General features: G+C 45.9%; 15 protein-coding genes. 9 read left to right on the forward strand and 6 right to left on the reverse strand.

Going from position 1 to position 16,640, the window contains the following annotated elements; genetic code table 11:
* Window positions 1-44 precede the first annotated feature (44 nt).
* The gene (locus QQ041_RS10905) at window positions 45-1,166 is read right to left on the reverse strand and encodes a multidrug effflux MFS transporter (protein WP_285953913.1); all 1,122 of its coding nucleotides are present in this window, start codon (window positions 1,164-1,166) and stop codon (window positions 45-47) included.
* A 97-nt stretch (window positions 1,167-1,263) separates the two neighbouring features.
* Here QQ041_RS10905 and QQ041_RS10910 point away from each other — a divergent pair, with 97 nt between their 5' ends.
* The gene (locus QQ041_RS10910; RefSeq protein WP_285953914.1) at window positions 1,264-2,037 is read left to right on the forward strand and encodes a helix-turn-helix domain-containing protein; all 774 of its coding nucleotides are present in this window, start codon (window positions 1,264-1,266) and stop codon (window positions 2,035-2,037) included.
* A gap of 100 nt (window positions 2,038-2,137) precedes the next feature.
* On the opposite strand, the gene uxuA is transcribed toward QQ041_RS10910, so the two are convergent.
* The 3 genes from uxuA to QQ041_RS10925 all read right to left on the reverse strand — a co-directional run bounded on the left by uxuA (window position 2,138) and on the right by QQ041_RS10925 (window position 5,407).
* Window positions 2,138-3,325: a mannonate dehydratase gene (gene uxuA, locus QQ041_RS10915; RefSeq protein WP_285953915.1), complete on the reverse strand. Its 1,188-nt coding sequence runs from the start codon at window positions 3,323-3,325 to the stop codon at window positions 2,138-2,140.
* 208 nt (window positions 3,326-3,533) lie between these two features.
* Window positions 3,534-4,316, reverse strand: coding sequence for an FCD domain-containing protein (locus QQ041_RS10920; RefSeq protein WP_285953916.1), 783 nt, complete (start codon window positions 4,314-4,316; stop codon window positions 3,534-3,536).
* Window positions 4,317-4,423: 107 nt separating this feature from the next.
* Entirely contained in the window at window positions 4,424-5,407 is a 984-nt protein-coding gene (locus QQ041_RS10925) for a TRAP transporter substrate-binding protein (protein WP_048610358.1), read from the reverse strand.
* Window positions 5,408-5,706: 299 nt separating this feature from the next.
* Here QQ041_RS10925 and QQ041_RS10930 point away from each other — a divergent pair, with 299 nt between their 5' ends.
* The 7 genes from QQ041_RS10930 to QQ041_RS10960 all read left to right on the forward strand — a co-directional run bounded on the left by QQ041_RS10930 (window position 5,707) and on the right by QQ041_RS10960 (window position 12,789).
* The gene (locus QQ041_RS10930; protein WP_048609952.1) at window positions 5,707-6,219 is read left to right on the forward strand and encodes a TRAP transporter small permease; all 513 of its coding nucleotides are present in this window, start codon (window positions 5,707-5,709) and stop codon (window positions 6,217-6,219) included.
* Window positions 6,220-6,234: 15 nt separating this feature from the next.
* A complete protein-coding gene (locus QQ041_RS10935) occupies window positions 6,235-7,542 on the forward strand; it encodes a TRAP transporter large permease (protein WP_285953917.1) in 1,308 nt (435 codons plus the stop codon).
* A 96-nt stretch (window positions 7,543-7,638) separates the two neighbouring features.
* Window positions 7,639-9,102 (forward strand): fructuronate reductase, encoded by a 1,464-nt coding sequence (locus QQ041_RS10940; RefSeq protein ID WP_285953918.1) that lies wholly within the window; start codon window positions 7,639-7,641, stop codon window positions 9,100-9,102.
* A gap of 12 nt (window positions 9,103-9,114) precedes the next feature.
* The gene (gene uxaC, locus QQ041_RS10945) at window positions 9,115-10,527 is read left to right on the forward strand and encodes a glucuronate isomerase (protein ID WP_285953919.1); all 1,413 of its coding nucleotides are present in this window, start codon (window positions 9,115-9,117) and stop codon (window positions 10,525-10,527) included.
* Window positions 10,528-10,530: 3 nt separating this feature from the next.
* On the forward strand, window positions 10,531-11,523 hold the full coding sequence (locus QQ041_RS10950) for a sugar kinase (protein ID WP_285953920.1): 993 nt from the start codon (window positions 10,531-10,533) through the stop codon (window positions 11,521-11,523).
* A 9-nt stretch (window positions 11,524-11,532) separates the two neighbouring features.
* A complete protein-coding gene (locus QQ041_RS10955) occupies window positions 11,533-12,156 on the forward strand; it encodes a bifunctional 4-hydroxy-2-oxoglutarate aldolase/2-dehydro-3-deoxy-phosphogluconate aldolase (protein ID WP_285953921.1) in 624 nt (207 codons plus the stop codon).
* Between the two features lie 129 nt (window positions 12,157-12,285).
* Window positions 12,286-12,789 carry a YgjV family protein gene (locus QQ041_RS10960; protein ID WP_285953922.1) on the forward strand — a complete coding sequence of 168 codons (504 nt, stop codon included), beginning with the start codon at window positions 12,286-12,288 and terminating at the stop codon, window positions 12,787-12,789.
* 91 nt (window positions 12,790-12,880) lie between these two features.
* Here the strand turns inward: QQ041_RS10960 and QQ041_RS10965 are convergent, their stop codons facing one another.
* On the reverse strand, window positions 12,881-14,335 hold the full coding sequence (locus tag QQ041_RS10965; protein ID WP_285953923.1) for a glutathione synthase: 1,455 nt from the start codon (window positions 14,333-14,335) through the stop codon (window positions 12,881-12,883).
* 117 nt (window positions 14,336-14,452) lie between these two features.
* Entirely contained in the window at window positions 14,453-15,400 is a 948-nt protein-coding gene (locus QQ041_RS10970; RefSeq protein ID WP_017061092.1) for a LysR family transcriptional regulator, read from the reverse strand.
* A 127-nt stretch (window positions 15,401-15,527) separates the two neighbouring features.
* On the opposite strand from QQ041_RS10970, the gene add reads away from it, so the two are divergent.
* On the forward strand, window positions 15,528-16,526 hold the full coding sequence (gene add, locus QQ041_RS10975; RefSeq protein WP_285953924.1) for an adenosine deaminase: 999 nt from the start codon (window positions 15,528-15,530) through the stop codon (window positions 16,524-16,526).
* Window positions 16,527-16,640 lie beyond the last annotated feature (114 nt).

A 16,640-nucleotide genomic window follows, 5' to 3' on the forward strand; every position in this document is an offset into this window, starting at 1 on the left:
GAATGCGGAATTTATCGATATCGATCAGATATTTACCGTTTAAGCTAGAGTCGACTGCGTATCGTCACCAACACAGATAACGCGCCACAAAGTACCAGTACCACACCTAGATCTTGAATCATTCCCGCTAAAGCGAGCCCAGAACCAATCAAGGTGTAGTACATCAAACCAAACAGTGCGCCTGCGCTTCCTGCTTGAGATTGGTAACGTACCAACGCTCGGCTCAATACATTAGGAATCGCGATTCCAAACGCCATCACCACCAGCATCATCGGAAGTAAAAACCATATTGACTGCTGTGAAAAATAGACACCCACCGCACCTAATGTTTGAAGCCCTGCCGCTAAGCCAATCAAAGAGATAGAGGAAACTTGTCGCTTCAATAGTGCTTTGTTAACCCAGCTTCCTAGCAAGGTTCCGAACCCAAGCACGACGCCGCTATAACCAAACTGCTCGATACTAAATCCAAGCTGTAAGAAGGTGAATGAACCTAGTTGGTAATACGAAAACAGCGCAATATTGAACGATGCGACAAGCAGCGCTGAAATCCAAATACTGCCGTCTTTGGCCATGCGTATACCGAGCGATTTTAACTGCAACGGTTGCTTAGATTGCTGTGTTTCCGGCAAAGACCACAAACTGTGTGCTATTAGTGCCAACACCATAATTAGTAAGGCAGTAAATACGTATTGGTGTCCACCAGCCTCACTCAATTGGCCACCAAGCAGCAGCCCGATGATTGGGCTAATCGACAGCCCCATCCCCATGTAACCAAATACCTTAGCTAGCTCTGTTCCACTAAAAGCATCTCGAAGCATGGTTTGAGTGACGACAGAGCCAACTGCAAGTCCGAAAGCGCCCATCGCTCTTGCTATCATCAACCACGTAAAACTGTCGGTTTGCATGGCTATGAGTGCAGAACAGGCGAATAATCCCATCCCCAATAACATGGTGGGACGACGTCCCCATTTATCCGCTAACACTCCCCATACCACCACACCCAGCGCAAATGCAGAGAAGTAAATCGATAGAGTTTGAGCGGCTTGTGTGTAACTAACATCAAAGGATTTCGATATTGAATCCAGAGTCGGGCTATAGATGGTTTCTGCGATTTGAGGGAACATCAACAGCAGCACCATTTGCCACAAAGAAGGTTTTGTTTTCATCATTTTTCCAAGACCAGTGAACTTGACGCGAAGTCTAGAGGAAACTAACCTTGACCCGTTAACAACATTAAAACCAAAAACAACAAGATTGGGACAAATGGCATTAATTAGTGAGACCATCGAGTTTGATGCAGATAGTTTACCTGCGCCTGTAATTGGCATTGCCGCAGAGCTAGGCAAACATGACTCGGGTATACATCACCACGTTAAGGGGCAACTTCTGTATGCTCCGCAAGGCTGCATCACCTTGACCTTAGAAAACGCCCTTTGCATTTTACCGCCGACCAAGGCCGTGTGGATCCCGCCCTATACCAAGCACCGAGCGCAGATGACCAATGTAGTTGCCTATCGCTCGCTCTATTTCGACAGTGGTATTTACACATGCCCAGAAAACATAGAAATTGTAGAAGTAAATGAGCTACTAAAGGCTCTGATCAACAAAATGGCTTTTTGGGATTGGGACATTGCGTCCGAGCAAACCACCAATACTGCCAACCTGTTTTGGGAAGAGTTTTACAGCGCCAATCAACACTCGTTTATCTTGCCGCTACCAACAGATCACCGCTTTAAAAGCTTTTGCAAACGAGTCCGAACCGCCTCGTTTCTTGCCCCAGCCCTGTCGACATTAGCGAGCTCGGTTGGCGCAAGCACCAAGACGATTACTCGATTATTCAAAGCCGAAACAGGCATGACCTATCAAGAATGGCGTCAGCAATGGCGCTTGTTTAAAGCGATTGAACTGCTTTCAGAAAACCGACAAGTTGGTGATGTGGCACATCTGCTAGAGTTCTCGTCCAACAGTGCATTTATCGCTTTTTTCAAACAGCAAACCGGACAAACGCCACTGGCGTTTACCAAGTTAGGGACGTGATCGCAATAATACAAACTCTTAGATTTTACTTAGCTCAGATACAAAAAAACCAGAACATGAGTTCTGGTTTTTAAGAATATTTTAAAGCTAGATGCAATCGTTATTTGGTATAGAAAGCGCGTTTCAATGCCATCTCTAAACCGCGAACTTCAGCTAAACCTTTCAAGCGACCAATCGCCGAATAACCTGGGTTAGTGGTTTTCTTCAGGTCATCCAGCATTTGATGACCGTGATCCGGACGCATTGGAATTAAGCGGTGATCACCCACTTCTGCACGGCGATGTTCTTCGTCCAAAATAGCCATCACAACGTTGTACATATCCACATCACCATCTAGGTGCGCTGCTTCATGGAATGTCATTGGGTTGCTCTCTTCACGCTTAGTTGAACGCAGGTGCGTAAAGTAAATTCGATCACCGTGCTTTTTGATCATATTAACCAGATCATTGTCGCCACGCACACCGTATGAACCCGTACACATCGTCAAGCCATTCATTTTGCTTGGTACATGTTCGGTCAACCAATCAATGTCTTCGATCGTTGAAACGATGCGAGGTAAGCCTAGAATTGGACGCGGTGGATCGTCTGGGTGAACCGCCATCTTCAAGCCATTCGCATCACAGATAGGCATCAGCTCAGCGAGGAAGTAAGACATGTGTTCACGTAGCTTGTCTTTGTCGATTCCCGCATAGCGATCTAGCTGTGCTTGAAAGGCTTCAAGTGTGTAGCCTTCTTCAGCGCCTGGTAGGCCAGCGATGATGTTATTAGTCAGTTGCTGAATTTGCTCTGGCGTCATGTTATTGAAGTAATCCAACGCTTGCGCTTGCTCTGACTCTGAATAGTCCGATTCTGCACCCGGGCGCTTCAAGATATGCAGCTCAAATGCCGCAAATGCGATTTGGTCAAAACGCAGTGCGCGAGAGCCATCTGGCATTTCAAATTCTAAATCGGTACGCGTCCAATCCAACACGGGCATGAAGTTATAACAAACTGTATCGATGCCACATTCAGCAAGGTTAGACAGAGTTTGCTTATAGTTATCAATCCATTGCTGGTAGTTACCAGTTTGAGTTTTGATCTCTTCATGAACAGGCACACTTTCTACTACCGACCACGTTAAACCTTTCTCTTCGATGATGGCTTTACGCTTCAGGATCTCTTCTTTTGTCCAAACTTCACCATTTGGAATATGGTGCAGTGCATTCACAATACCAGTTGCGCCCGCTTGACGAATGTCATCTAGCGAAACTTGATCATTAGGGCCGTACCAACGCCACGTTTGTTCCATGAGACTTACCTTTCTTTAAGACGCACTTAGCCGGCTCGAATTAATCAAGCTAAATGCAATAACGACTTCTTAATGGCAGTAATGATAATTACTGCCCGAGATAGCACCGGTCTACGCCGGTCTAAAGACGATTACCTATCTACAACCTAGTGAATGAATCAGCTTTCAAGAGGAGCCTTGTCGCTGAATTCAACACTAGCTTTCAGAACTAACTTTCAGTGTTCAGCAGCACCACTGGGTTAGAACTAAATAAGTAACCATCAAAGTTTGGGTCATCAATGTCTGACAACGCTAACAAACGCTGTTTAACATTCTCAAGGTGTTGCCACATTGCGTTCTTAGCAGCGACAGGGTCTTTTCGCTGTAAGGCGGCGAGGATACGAGCGTGGTCATCTAACCATTCTTCACGGTAATCTTGACCACTGATGTGAGAGTGGAGTTTATTCCACATTGGACTCTTTTCGCGTCGATCCCAGGATTGTTTCAGCATATCTACCAGCACAGAGTTTTGAGTGGCCTCTGCAATACACATGTGAAATCTTTCATCTCCGCTGCAATCGGTGGTGCCGCTTGCAAGCTCTTCGCGCTCGAGTTCGAGTGCAGAGCGCATCTTAATGATGTCGCCCGGAGTGACCTGAGTTGCCGCAAACTCCGCAATATTACTTTCCAGCAATTGACGGGCTTGCAGCATCTCGAATGGACCAGCATCATCGCTGACCACATTCTCGCGAGAATGAGTAGGAATGTTCAGGACATAAACACCTGACCCTTTTTTTACCTCAACTAAGTTTTCAAGCTCCAGCATGATGATCGCTTCACGCACCACAGTGCGGCTTACATCTAGACGATCAGCAATATCGCGTTCTGGAGGTAACCTATCTCCGACCTTATATAGGCCTTCAATAAGTTCTTTTCTTAGTACTAACCCTATCTCCTGATAAGGTCTTTTCGGCTCGAAAGGCATCATGATGATATTGTCACTTCTTTCCATTGTATTTCTCTCGCCATCATAATGACCAAATATAATTGGTCAACCTCTATATCCTAAAATGCAGTAACACCTTGTTTTTGTATTACTCTTTTTTCTATATTTGCTCGTTATTCAACAGCCTGAATACGGTCAATCAATGCACTCAATTCTGGGTCCGCTTTATCTAGCGCGTCGTACATAGGTTGAACCGCTAGTGCGAACGCAGCCTTGTCTGGTTCCACAAAAGTAACACCCATTTCCTCGGCTTTAGCACGCTCTTTTGCTTCCGATTCAGCCCACAATTTTTTCATCAATTCAGATGAATCACTTGCCGCTTTCATTAGCGCATCTTGTTGCTCTGTAGTCAGTTTGTCGTATGCTTTGGTTGAGATAACCAACACATCCGGAACCATCGTGTGCTCATCTAAGCTGAAGTATTTAGATACTTCACTGTGACGGCTCAAGCTGAAAGAAGGAATGTTATTTTCAGCCGCATCCACTACACCTTGCTGCAGTGCTGTGTACAACTCACCGTAAGCTAGTGGCGTTGGGTTACCGCCTAACGCTTTCACCATCGCAATTGCTGATGGGCTTGGTTGAACACGAACTTTCAAACCTTTCAGGTCTTCAGGTGTGTTAATTGGCTTGTTGGTATAAAAGCTACGCGCACCTGCGTCGTAGTAAGTCACACCAATAAAGCCGCTATCACGAGAAGAGTTAAGAATGTCACGGCCTACTTCACCATCAGTCACACTGTAGTAGTGCGCTTGATCGCGGAATAAGTAAGGCATGTTGAATGATGAATAAGCAGGAGAAAAAGCTTCTAATTCAGCAGCATTACTTTTCACCATGTCTAAAGCGCCGTTCTGCATCAGCTCCATAGATTCACGCTGTGTACCCAATTGAGCATCAGGGTAAATACGAATACGCACCTCACCATCCGTCAATTCACGTACTTCTTTCGCCATAAACGTCATCGCTTCATGTACTGCATGGTCACGAGGGTGGTTATGGCTCAGTTTCAATGTTGTCGCTGCATAAGCAGAAGCTGTTGCTCCAAAAGTGAAAGCAGCACCGACAACCGCACTAATCAAAGTTTTACGCGTCATCATCATTCTTATTCTCCGTGGATTGGTTATCCAAAATGTAGGGTGTTTTTTGTTATGGGCTCATATTGGGGCTCAAGAAAGGAACCGTCAAAGCGAAATTTAAAATTGATTAACCAATATCACAATAAAAACCCACAAATTGGTCAACCAAAATCATTTGTGAAGTTGCTCACGCCAACCAAAAAATGAATAGCTTATGATTCAGCCAGATTTTTGAACATCCCATCCCTACATAGAAACAATTTCTTACATTGGTAAACCAATTGTTATGAGATACGCAATTTTGTTGAAAGGAAATAAACATGAATAAATTGGTCAGTTACATAAATAGAGGGTTGGCCGCCTTTACAGTGTCTCTATCGTCTTTCTTAGTACTGTGTGTGATATGGCAGGTCTTATCCCGCTATGTTATTGGCAAACCAAGTACTGTTACCGACGAGCTCGCGCGTTATCTCTTTATGTGGGTAGCCTTAATTGGTGCTGCTTACACTACGGGTCTGAAACGCCACCTTGCCATCGACCTGCTTACGATGAAGCTGACTGGCAAACGCAAATTAATCAACGAAATCGTTATCCAAATAGCCATCGCTTCTTTCTCTTATATCGTTCTGGTACACGGTGGAAGCCAACTTGCTGCTAAAACGCTTGCGATGGGACAGCTGACTCCCGCTCTAGGTTTAGAAATGGGCTACATCTACTTCTGCTTACCGATTAGTGGCGCTTTGATGATTTTTTACTCCGTCGTATTTACCTACGAACGCGTTAAACAATTAATGTCAGGTGACGATTTGATCACCGACTCACAACTTGATTGATAGAAGGATTTCACAATGGAATGGCAAGTAATACTGACCTTATTCGGTAGTTTCGCTGTACTGCTTACAATCGGTGTACCGGTCTCTTTTGCGATTGGTTTATCGTCACTGGCAACCATCTTGATGAGCTTACCGCTTGAGCCTGCAATCGCTGTAGTTGCTCAACGTATGGCTGCTGGCCTTGATAACTTTGCTCTACTGGCAATCCCGTTCTTCATTTTGGCGGGCAACATCATGAACCAAGGCGGCATCGCGCTGCGTTTGATCAACTTCGCGAAAGTGTTGGGTGGTCGTCTACCGGGTTCATTGGCACACGTAAACGTGATGGCAAACATGATGTTTGGTTCTATCTCTGGCTCAGCGGTAGCATCGGCTACTGCAGTGGGTGGCACCATGTCTCCTCTGCAAAAGAAAGACGGCTACGACGAAAACTTCTCTGCTGCGGTAAACATTACTTCGTGCCCTACCGGTCTTTTGATTCCACCAAGTAACACGCTGATCGTTTTCTCGTTGGTTTCTGGTGGAACTTCAATAGCAGCACTGTTCTTAGCGGGTTACATCCCAGGTCTCATCATGGGGCTAAGTATCATGATCGTGGCGGGCATTATCGCGAAACGCCGTGGTTACCCAATCGCAGCACGCCCTTCAATGTCGGTAGTATGGGATACCTTCTTAAGAGCGGCGCCATCTCTAGCGCTGATCGGCATCATCATGGGTGGCATCATTGGCGGTATCTTTACTGCGACTGAGGCTTCTGCGATTGCGGTTGTATACACCTTTGTTCTCGCGGTACTTATCTACCGTGAAGTTAAGTGGCGCGATATTCCAAAGATCATCCTTGAGTCTGCGGTAACGACATCTATTGTTTTGTTATTGGTCGGTGCATCAATGGGCATGTCTTGGGCAATGGCAAACGCCGATGTGCCTTACATGATTGCCGATGCTCTACTAGCGGTTTCTGATAACCCATTAATGATCCTATTGATTATCAATGTGATTCTGCTGATTGTGGGTATCTTCATGGATATGACACCAGCGGTACTGATCTTCACACCAATCTTCTTACCGATCGCATTGGATCTAGGCATCGACCCTGTTCACTTCGGCATAATGATGACATTCAACCTAGCTATCGGTATCTGTACGCCGCCAGTAGGTAGTGCGTTATTCATCGGTTGTTCGGTTGCCAACATTGCCATTGATAAAGTCATCAAACCGTTGCTGCCATTCTATGCGGCGCTTATCGCTGCACTAATGGCCGTTACTTTTATCCCTGAGCTGAGCTTGTTCCTACCTGAATTGGTGCTGGGCTACGGTTCGTAATTTCGTCACAGATACATTTCTAGACTGCTAAACACTCACACGTATTATCAAATAATAAAATCCCGCTGGTTCGCTGGCGGGAGAAGGAAATAAATAATGAAGACTGTTGCTAACTCGACGCTGCCAAACACTGTATTACGACCTGATTACGACCGTTCAGCACTTCAAAGCCGTATTGTGCATCTTGGTTTTGGTGCCTTTCATCGTGCGCACCAAGCTCTATTCACTAATGAGATGCTCAGCAAGACCAGCACCGATTGGGGTATTTGCGAAATTAACCTATTCGGCGGCGAAGATTTAATTGAATCACTTCGTACGCAAGACCACCTTTACACAGTTGCTGAAAAAGGCGCGGAATCTACCGATGTAAAATTAATCGGTTCAGTAACTGAATCACTGCATCCAAATCTAGACGGCATCGAAGCTGTTTTAGAAAAAATGGCTGAGCCTCAAGTGGCTATCGTGTCGATGACCATCACAGAGAAAGGCTACTGCGCTGACCCTGCAACTGGAAAGCTTGATAGAAACAATGCCCTAGTCATCGCTGATTTAGCGAACCCAACACAGCCAAAATCTGCGCTTGGTTATATTGTGCAAGCGCTCAAAATACGCCGCGAACGCAACCTTCCTCCATTCACGGTGATGTCTTGTGACAACGTCCAAGAGAACGGTCATGTAGCAAAAGCAGCGATCATTGAGTTCGCTCAACTGCTTGACCCTGAATTGCGTGATTGGATTGAAACCAATGTCACCTTCCCTTGCACCATGGTTGACCGCATCGTACCCGCAGCAACCGAAGAAACACTGACAGAAATTGCAGAACTGCTTGGTTGTGAAGACCCATGTGGCATCGCCTGTGAACCCTTCCGCCAATGGGTGATTGAAGATAACTTTGTGGCAGGCCGTCCAAACTGGAATGTCGTTGGCGCAGAGTTCGTAGAAGATGTGGTGCCTTACGAAGAGATGAAACTGCGCATGCTCAATGGCAGTCACTCTTTCCTTGCTTACCTTGGATATCTTGGTGGCTACAACCATATTTCCGATACCATGACAGACGCTGGTTACCGCAAAGCCGCTTTTGACATGATGATGAAATCCCAAGCACCTTCGTTAACCATGCCTGAAGGGACTGATTTGGAAGGCTACGCAACTTTGCTGATCAACCGCTTCACCAACCCAAGCTTGAAACATAAGACGTGGCAGATTGCGATGGATGGTAGCCAGAAGATCCCTCAGCGTATGGGTGGCAGCTTGCGATTCCATTTAGAGCAAAGCTCAGACTTCTCATGGCTTGCAACGGCCATCGCTGGCTGGATGCGTTATGTATCTGGCGTTGACGAGCAAGGCAATCAGATCGATGTTCGCGATCCAATGGCAGACACACTGCGCCAGATCTGCGACGAGCATGGACTCAATGTATCTGTGGTTCCGGCGTTGCTTGCGGTTGAAGCAATTTTCCCTGCCGAGCTAGGTCAAAACCCACAGGTCATTGATGCAGTAAGTTCAGCGTACCAATCATTAATTGAACACGGTGCCGTTGCTACCGTGGCTGCGTTATAAGGAGAACAAACAATGAAGAGTTTCTTATGTGAAGACTTTTTACTGTCGAATGAGACAGCGCGCCGCTTGTACCACGAACACGCAAGCCACCAGCCGATTTATGACTATCACTGCCACCTAAACCCGGCAGAAGTTGCTCAAGATCGTCAGTTCGAAAACATGTCTAAGATTTGGCTTGAGGGTGACCACTACAAATGGCGTGGTATGCGTTCAGCAGGTATTGACGAGCGCCTGATCACCGGAGGCGCTAGCGATTATGATAAGTTCATGGCCTGGGCTAAAACCGTCCCTCAAGCCTTGGGCAACCCACTTTACCACTGGACACACTTAGAACTCCGTCGCCCATTTGGTATTACTGGCACTCTCTTTGGCCCAGACACAGCTGACCGAATTTGGCATGAATGTAATGAACTATTAGCGACACCGGAATTTAGTGCTCGCGGCATCATGCAACAAATGAACGTTGTTATGGCTGGTACGACTGATGACCCTATTGATTCGCTTGAACACCATAAAGCGATCGCAGAAGACAACACATTTGATGTGAAGGTTCTGCCAAGTTGGCGCCCAGATAAAGCGTTCAAAATTGAACTCGACGGCTTTGCTGATTACTTGCAAAAGTTAAGCATGGTTACTGACATTGAGATCACTCGCTTCCATCACCTATTGAATGCTTTGGACAGCCGCTTAGCACATTTCAACGACCATGGTTGCCGTGCAGCTGACCACGGTATTGAAGTGGTTCGCTATGCGCCGATTCCATCAGAATCCGATTTAGATGCTCTGTTAACTCGACGCCTCAATGGCGAAACGCTCACCGATTTAGAATGTGCACAGTTCTCAACAGCCGTTCAAGTGTGGTTGGGCAAGCGCTACGCAGCTATGGGTTGGGTAATGCAGCTTCACATTGGTGCTCAACGCAATAACAACACGCGTATGTTCCAACTGTTAGGCGCAGATGCAGGGTTTGATTCAATTAGCGATAAGACGTTTGCATTCGAACTGGCTCATCTGTTGGACGAAATGGATCAAAGTAATGAGTTGCCTCGCACCATCCTCTACTGCTTGAACCCTCGCGATAACGAGATGATGGCAACCATGATTGGTAACTTCCAAGGTGGCGGCATCGCGGGCAAAGTCCAGTTCGGTTCTGGTTGGTGGTTCAACGATCAGAAAGACGGCATGCAACGCCAAATGGAGCAGTTATCTCAGCTTGGTCTGCTTAGCCAGTTTGTCGGCATGCTGACTGACTCTCGCAGCTTCTTATCGTACACACGCCACGAATACTTCCGCCGAATTCTATGCGACATGCTTGGTCGCTGGGCTGAAAACGGTGAGGTGCCAAACGACATGTCGCTGCTTGGCCCTATGGTCGAAAACATCTGCTTTGGCAACGCAAAACGTTACTTCGAAGAGAGGGCGTAACCCATGAAACATATCGCCATTATTGGTGAGTGCATGATCGAGCTTAACGGCAAACCGTTCGGCTCAATGCATCAAACGTTTGGCGGAGACACTCTCAATGCTGCGGTCTATTTAAGCCGCGGCTGTGAAGCCAACCTCAATCAAGATGACATCAAAGTGTCCTACGTCACGGCTTTAGGTGCAGACCCGATTAGCAAGGGGATGCTAGAACGCTGGCAACAAGAGGGGGTGTCGACGGACCTAGTTCTACAAGACAGTCAACGTACCCCAGGTCTATACCTGATTCAGCTTGATGACGCAGGCGAGCGTACCTTCTTATACTGGCGTAATCAGTCAGCAGCACGGTACCTGTTGCAACATCCAGATTTTAGCCAGATAAAACAAGCTTTGCGCAACGTCGATATGGTCTTTCTCAGTGGCATAACATTAGCGATTCTACCCGAGCAAGATCGTATCCAGTTATTGAACATCTTGGTTGAATTGAAGACGCAAGGCGTTGAGATCGCCTTCGACAGTAACTTCCGCCCTGCGCTTTGGCCACAGGACGAAAACCAAACCGTCAAAAATAGCTACCAAGCCATGTATACATTGACGGATTTAGCGTTAGTGACATTCGATGACGAACAGTTGATTTGGGGAGATACTTCACCAGAACAAACTATCGAACGTCTAACAGCGCTGGGTGTTAAGCGATGCATCGTCAAACTGGGTGCAGATGGCTGTCTCATTCAAGATGCCACAAGTCAAGCTAACAGAGAGCAAGATTCTGGTACCGCTTCGGCTCCACGGGCGGTGCCTACCCAACCTGTTGAACATGTCGTTGATACGACCTCGGCAGGAGACTCATTCAATGGCGGATTTTTATCTGCTTACCTTGCTGGTGAAGACTTAACAACGTCATGCCAGCGTGGCAATACCATGGCAGGCGTCGTTATCCAGCATCGCGGTGCCATTATTGCAAAAGAACTTACTCAAGCGGCCATCACAGCCATTTAAGGAATACCAATGAACATCAAACAACAACTAAAAACACTGAAAGTTATCCCTGTGATCGCTATCGACAACGCTGAAGACATCATCCCTCTGGGTAAAGTGTTAGCTGAAAATGGTTTACCTGCAGCAGAAATTACGTTCCGTTCTGAGGCTGCTGTCGAAGCTATTCGTCTACTTCGTGAATCACAACCAGATATGTTGATCGGCGCAGGCACTGTACTCAATCGTGAGCAAGCGATCGCGGCTAAAGAAGCGGGCGCAACGTTCGTCGTCTCTCCTGGCTTTAACCCAAACACGGTAAAAGCCTGCCAAGAAATTGGTATCGATATCATTCCTGGAGTCAACAACCCAAGCACAGTAGAAGCCGCTCTAGAAATGGGCTTAACCACATTGAAGTTCTTCCCAGCTGAAGCATCAGGTGGCATCAACATGGTTAAGTCGCTTCTTGCTCCTTACACGGATATTGAGATCATGCCGACAGGTGGCATTAACCCAAACAACATCAAAGACTACCTAGCGATACCTCGCGTGCTCGCATGTGGCGGTACTTGGATGGTGGATAAGAAGCTGATTGAAGAAGGCAATTGGGAAGAACTGGCTCATTTAACTCGTGAAGCTGTTAAGTTAGTCAATTAAACCTAATGCAATAGCATTTTAACGTTATATCTAGCCCTCCTTTTGGAGGGTTATTTTATGGGTAAGCATTATTCATTCAAAGTTAATATTTAATCGCGTTCTATATCATCTTAAAAATAAAGGCTAAATATGGAAAACTGGCTAGCGCAGGGGATTGGCGGAATTGCATTTTTCGTTGGCGTAATGGCTTTTTGGCAAAAAGACGACATACGTTTCCGCTATCAGATGATGACATTCTGTTTCATCATGAGTGCTCATTTCGCACTTATGGGGGCAACCGTGGCTGCTATTGGTGTAATCATCAACGCCATCCGAAGTTTTGCTTCAATAAAAACTCAGTCCCGCAAAGTGATGTGGTTCTTTATTGGACTAATGTGGCTGATGACACTCCCCAATATTACCCACTTCTTCGAACTGCTCACCGTAATCGGCTCATCTGTCGCTACATGGGCGCTGTTTTCAAAGCAAGGCATTCCTCTTCGCAGCCTAATTTTGTTCAATTCCTTCTGCTGGGTTTGCCATAATATCTGGCTCGGATCTATTGGCGGCTCATTGGTCGAGAGTACTTTTATCATCACTAATTTGATAACCATATATCAGTTGTATCAAACAAAGAAAAGTTGTCGACGTTAGCTAACTCCGTTGGAGCAAGTACCAAAACAATTACTTGGATCCGAAACGAAAACCAGAACATATGTTCTGGTTTTTATAGAGACCTAATGAGTTAATCAATCAACACCAACGAGTCTAAAATCCCTTTGCCACTATGGATCCCGCCTTCGTTTTCACTAGCAGGTTTACTGCGAATCAAGTATCCCGCATAACCATCAAGCTGAGTGACTGGCTCACCTTGGTAATAGGCAGTGAACAGCCCAACCTCACTCACAAGATCATCAACCAACGTTTGTTGAGTATCTCGCACCGCAATGGTTGGTACATCACGTTCATGTGGATACAAACGTTGCATCAGAGCCCAAGCGTCGTATTCTTCCGGTTTAAGCTGGTTCAATTGTTCATTGATGTCATCACCAAATACGCAGTGACCGCCGCCCTCACCTTGGTTTTTCAACACCCACTCTTGCTTATTAGCTTGCGTGTTAAACCACTCTATTGATTCACTGGTGATTGGCTTCATATCGGCTAATACACTCTTGGCCAATTCGGCTTCTTCTAACGTTAAACTCCAGCGTGTGTATTCTGTTGCTGACATCATGGTCAGCAGCATTTGCATGGTTTTACTGGTCGCTAACTGTTGGCTGATGGTCGCGTTCATTGCGACATGGTGTTGTTCCATAAACAAGCGAGTCTGACTTAGTGTGTGGCAACAAATCGATTCGTTGAGTTCTGGAGCCCAGTAATCTGAATACTGATAGCCAGCTCTTAGATAAACCACATCGACCGCACCAACATCTTGCAGCAACAAACGTTGGTTATCTCCTGTTGAAAGCTGACAGCTCAATTGTTCAAAGGTACGACGAACCGTGCGAATGCCCTGTTTTTGCAGCTCAACTTCAAGCAAATGTTGGTCATATACATTGTCTTCGTTCTTCTGAACCACCATCAAGAAAACTGGTTTATCTTGCTCATCGAAATCGGTTTTCACTTGCCTTGCAGCATTAGCGATACCATAAGCCAACTGCGTTAAGCCTTGGTTTTCAGCTGGTGTTGCTGACAATTCTTCCAACCAATGGTTATAAACGTTTGGCCATTGGTTTTGCATGAATGAGTGGAACTCTGTAGCGCGTTGACCAAAAGGCGCCATTCCTGCCGCAATGCCATTAAACTCAATCACTTTTGCACCGTGTTGGCGATCGTCCATAAAATCAGTACGCATCATCAACAAAGGTTGTCGCGCTGGATTCAAGCGCTCATCCGCACTGCCGTGTGCTTGTCGGTGCAACTCCATCAAGCGACCAAAAAACGGGTCGGCTTTCGCCATATCGCTCAATGATGACTGTAAAAAGTCGTGGTCTTCAGAAACATTATTGATGAGCTTGGTGATCAGCGGCGTCACCTTCAACAGGTGTTCAAAAACCTCGCGCTCCATGGTCATTGGCGCAATACTGAAAGGGCAATGCCTAGCGGTATTATCTGACTGACGAAAAGCGACGCCGTGCATGATCGCCCACTCACAAGCCTCTTCAATTACTTGCTGCGGAATCAATGGCATTGAATTCATTTAGATATCTCATTCTTGCCGGGCATTTAGCACCCGTAGTAAGACGATGCTCATTCTAAAAAGACGAAATAAATTTCAAAAAGTTATTTCGCCGCTTTGATCATCGTAGCTTGAAGTTTACAGCTGAGGTTCTTGAGTCTTATTAACAATGAGGTCGCGAAGCCATTTGTGGCTTGGTTCAGAGTCAAAGTAACGATGCCAAAGCAAAAACAAACCACCGGGAACCAACTCAATGGGAATCGGCTTCATCACCAGCTCGCCACTCTCAATATAGTCACGAACCGAGTTGTACGGATAACACATCAGCAAATCGCTTTGCTTACAAAGCTTTACTGCGCTGGTGATGTCCGACACGTTGGCGGCTTTGTTAATTTGAAGCTGTTTGGCCTGTAAGATTTCCAGTAGCAACCAGTCGCCAACGCCACCGGTCACTAACTGAATATGACGGTATTTAAGGAAGGCTTGCAGATTCCACTCTTCTTGAAGCACTGGGTGATCATTGCGCATCAAACACACAGAGTAATCTTGCAGCAATTCGACATGGTTCAGCTCGGCAGGAATGTTTTGAATGTGGGTACTCGCCCTTTCATCGAGCTCAAAAATTCCAATCCCAAAATCGACCTCACGCTTTAGTAAGCGCTTAAAAGTTTCGCTGCTCCAAGTAGTGCTGTTTACCGTAATGTTCGGCGCATCTGCCAGCGCGTTAGGCATAAATTTAGGGTAAATCGCGGTATAAGCGGTTTCAACAAGATCGATATTAAAAGTGCGTTCGCTATCTTTCGGTTCAAAGATATCCGGCACGGTTAGCTGTTCAACTTGCAGAAGGATCTGATGGATCTTAGGCGCTAAAGAGGTGGCTTTCGGGGTTGGAAACAGACCTTTTGACTCGCGTTCAAACAAAGGGTCATCAAACAAAGAGCGTAGCTTGGTGAGTTGCTTACTCACCGCAGACTGACTAAGGAACAATCGCTCTGCCGTTTTGCTCACACTGCGCTCTTCAAGCAACACGTGTAAACACAGCAGTAAATTCATATCACATTTGAGTAAGCTCTTAACATCTACCATGATATTCCTTAGATTCAGATTAATGATGACTTTATGTCACTTTAAATCATATCACAAACTTGTTAATTTAAGCCCATGTAACCTATGAGTTAATAACTCAAAAAAATAATAGACCTAAGGAATACTCATGAATTTTCTAGCACTCCCTAAGATTGATTTGCACTGCCATCTAGACGGAAGTGTTCGTCCAGACACCATTATTGATCTGGCGAAACAGTACGGAATCGAACTGCCTGAAGATCGCGATGCGGTTGTTCAATCTCTAACGGTGCCAGAAGATTGCAAAAACTTAGATGAGTACCTGGCTTGTTTCAGCTTGCCACTGCAAGTGATGCAGACTGAAGAAGCGATTGAACGTATCTCTTTCGAGCTTTACGAAGACGCTGCACTAGAAAACGTTAAGTACCTAGAAGTTCGCTTTGCACCAATCCTGCACGTAAATAAAGGTCTGTCTCTTGATACGATCATTGCAAGCGCAGTTAAAGGCATGAAGCGTGCTGAAGAGAAATACGACATCAAGGGCAACTACATCATGTCTGTACTGCGTATGTTCCCTAAAGATTCTATCAAAAACGTAATCGACGCAGGCCAACCTTACCTAGGTAAAGGCGTGGTTGCATTTGATATCGCTGGTGGCGAAAAGCCAGGTTTCTGCGCTGAATTCCCTGAATACACGCAATACGCTCTTGAAAAAGGCTACCGCATTACCGTGCACGCTGGTGAGCAATGGCATGGTCAAAACGTTTACGATGCAGTAACTATGTTGGATGCTGAGCGTATCGGCCACGGTGTTCACATCCAAGGTAACGAAGACGCGTACAACATCGTTAAAGAGAAGCAAGTTGCACTTGAGACTTGCCCAACAAGTAACGTTCAAACTAAATGTATTCACAAATTCAGCGACCACCCAATTGCTGAATTCAAGAAAGACGGCATCGTTGTAACGATCAACACAGATAACCGCACTGTGTCGAACACAACCATGACTAACGAAGTGAAGCGTGTGTGTGAAACATTCAGCTTAACAAAAGAAGATTACGTAGAAATCTACAAGTACTCTGTAGAAAGTGCGTTTACTTCAGATGAAGTGAAACAGCACCTAATGGGTTTTGTAGAGCAAATCTAATTTAAGCAATCTTGATTGCTAAGTAGAAAAACAGGAAGAGAAAGGCTGAGGCTTTTCTCTTTTTTTATGCCCGAAAATCGCTAATCTTGCAGTATTCGTCATTTAGACCGAGAC

This window comes from Vibrio sp. TMPB1044 (genome assembly GCF_030442075.1).
Classification (GTDB): Bacteria; Pseudomonadota; Gammaproteobacteria; order Enterobacterales; family Vibrionaceae; genus Vibrio; species Vibrio satsumensis.

Excerpts from the sequence above, each read along its gene's own strand:
- QQ041_RS10905 (WP_285953913.1), bottom strand. The coding sequence starts at position 1,166 with ATGAAAACAAAACCTTCTTTGTGGCAAATGGTGCTGCTGTTGATGTTC.
- QQ041_RS10910 (WP_285953914.1), top strand. The coding sequence starts at position 1,264 with ATGGCATTAATTAGTGAGACCATCGAGTTTGATGCAGATAGTTTACCT.
- uxuA (WP_285953915.1), bottom strand. The coding sequence starts at position 3,325 with ATGGAACAAACGTGGCGTTGGTACGGCCCTAATGATCAAGTTTCGCTA.
- QQ041_RS10920 (WP_285953916.1), bottom strand. The coding sequence starts at position 4,316 with ATGGAAAGAAGTGACAATATCATCATGATGCCTTTCGAGCCGAAAAGA.
- QQ041_RS10925 (WP_048610358.1), bottom strand. The coding sequence starts at position 5,407 with ATGATGACGCGTAAAACTTTGATTAGTGCGGTTGTCGGTGCTGCTTTC.
- QQ041_RS10930 (WP_048609952.1), top strand. The coding sequence starts at position 5,707 with ATGAATAAATTGGTCAGTTACATAAATAGAGGGTTGGCCGCCTTTACA.
- QQ041_RS10935 (WP_285953917.1), top strand. The coding sequence starts at position 6,235 with ATGGAATGGCAAGTAATACTGACCTTATTCGGTAGTTTCGCTGTACTG.
- QQ041_RS10940 (WP_285953918.1), top strand. The coding sequence starts at position 7,639 with ATGAAGACTGTTGCTAACTCGACGCTGCCAAACACTGTATTACGACCT.
- uxaC (WP_285953919.1), top strand. The coding sequence starts at position 9,115 with ATGAAGAGTTTCTTATGTGAAGACTTTTTACTGTCGAATGAGACAGCG.
- QQ041_RS10950 (WP_285953920.1), top strand. The coding sequence starts at position 10,531 with ATGAAACATATCGCCATTATTGGTGAGTGCATGATCGAGCTTAACGGC.
- QQ041_RS10955 (WP_285953921.1), top strand. The coding sequence starts at position 11,533 with ATGAACATCAAACAACAACTAAAAACACTGAAAGTTATCCCTGTGATC.
- QQ041_RS10960 (WP_285953922.1), top strand. The coding sequence starts at position 12,286 with ATGGAAAACTGGCTAGCGCAGGGGATTGGCGGAATTGCATTTTTCGTT.
- QQ041_RS10965 (WP_285953923.1), bottom strand. The coding sequence starts at position 14,335 with ATGAATTCAATGCCATTGATTCCGCAGCAAGTAATTGAAGAGGCTTGT.
- QQ041_RS10970 (WP_017061092.1), bottom strand. The coding sequence starts at position 15,400 with ATGGTAGATGTTAAGAGCTTACTCAAATGTGATATGAATTTACTGCTG.
- add (WP_285953924.1), top strand. The coding sequence starts at position 15,528 with ATGAATTTTCTAGCACTCCCTAAGATTGATTTGCACTGCCATCTAGAC.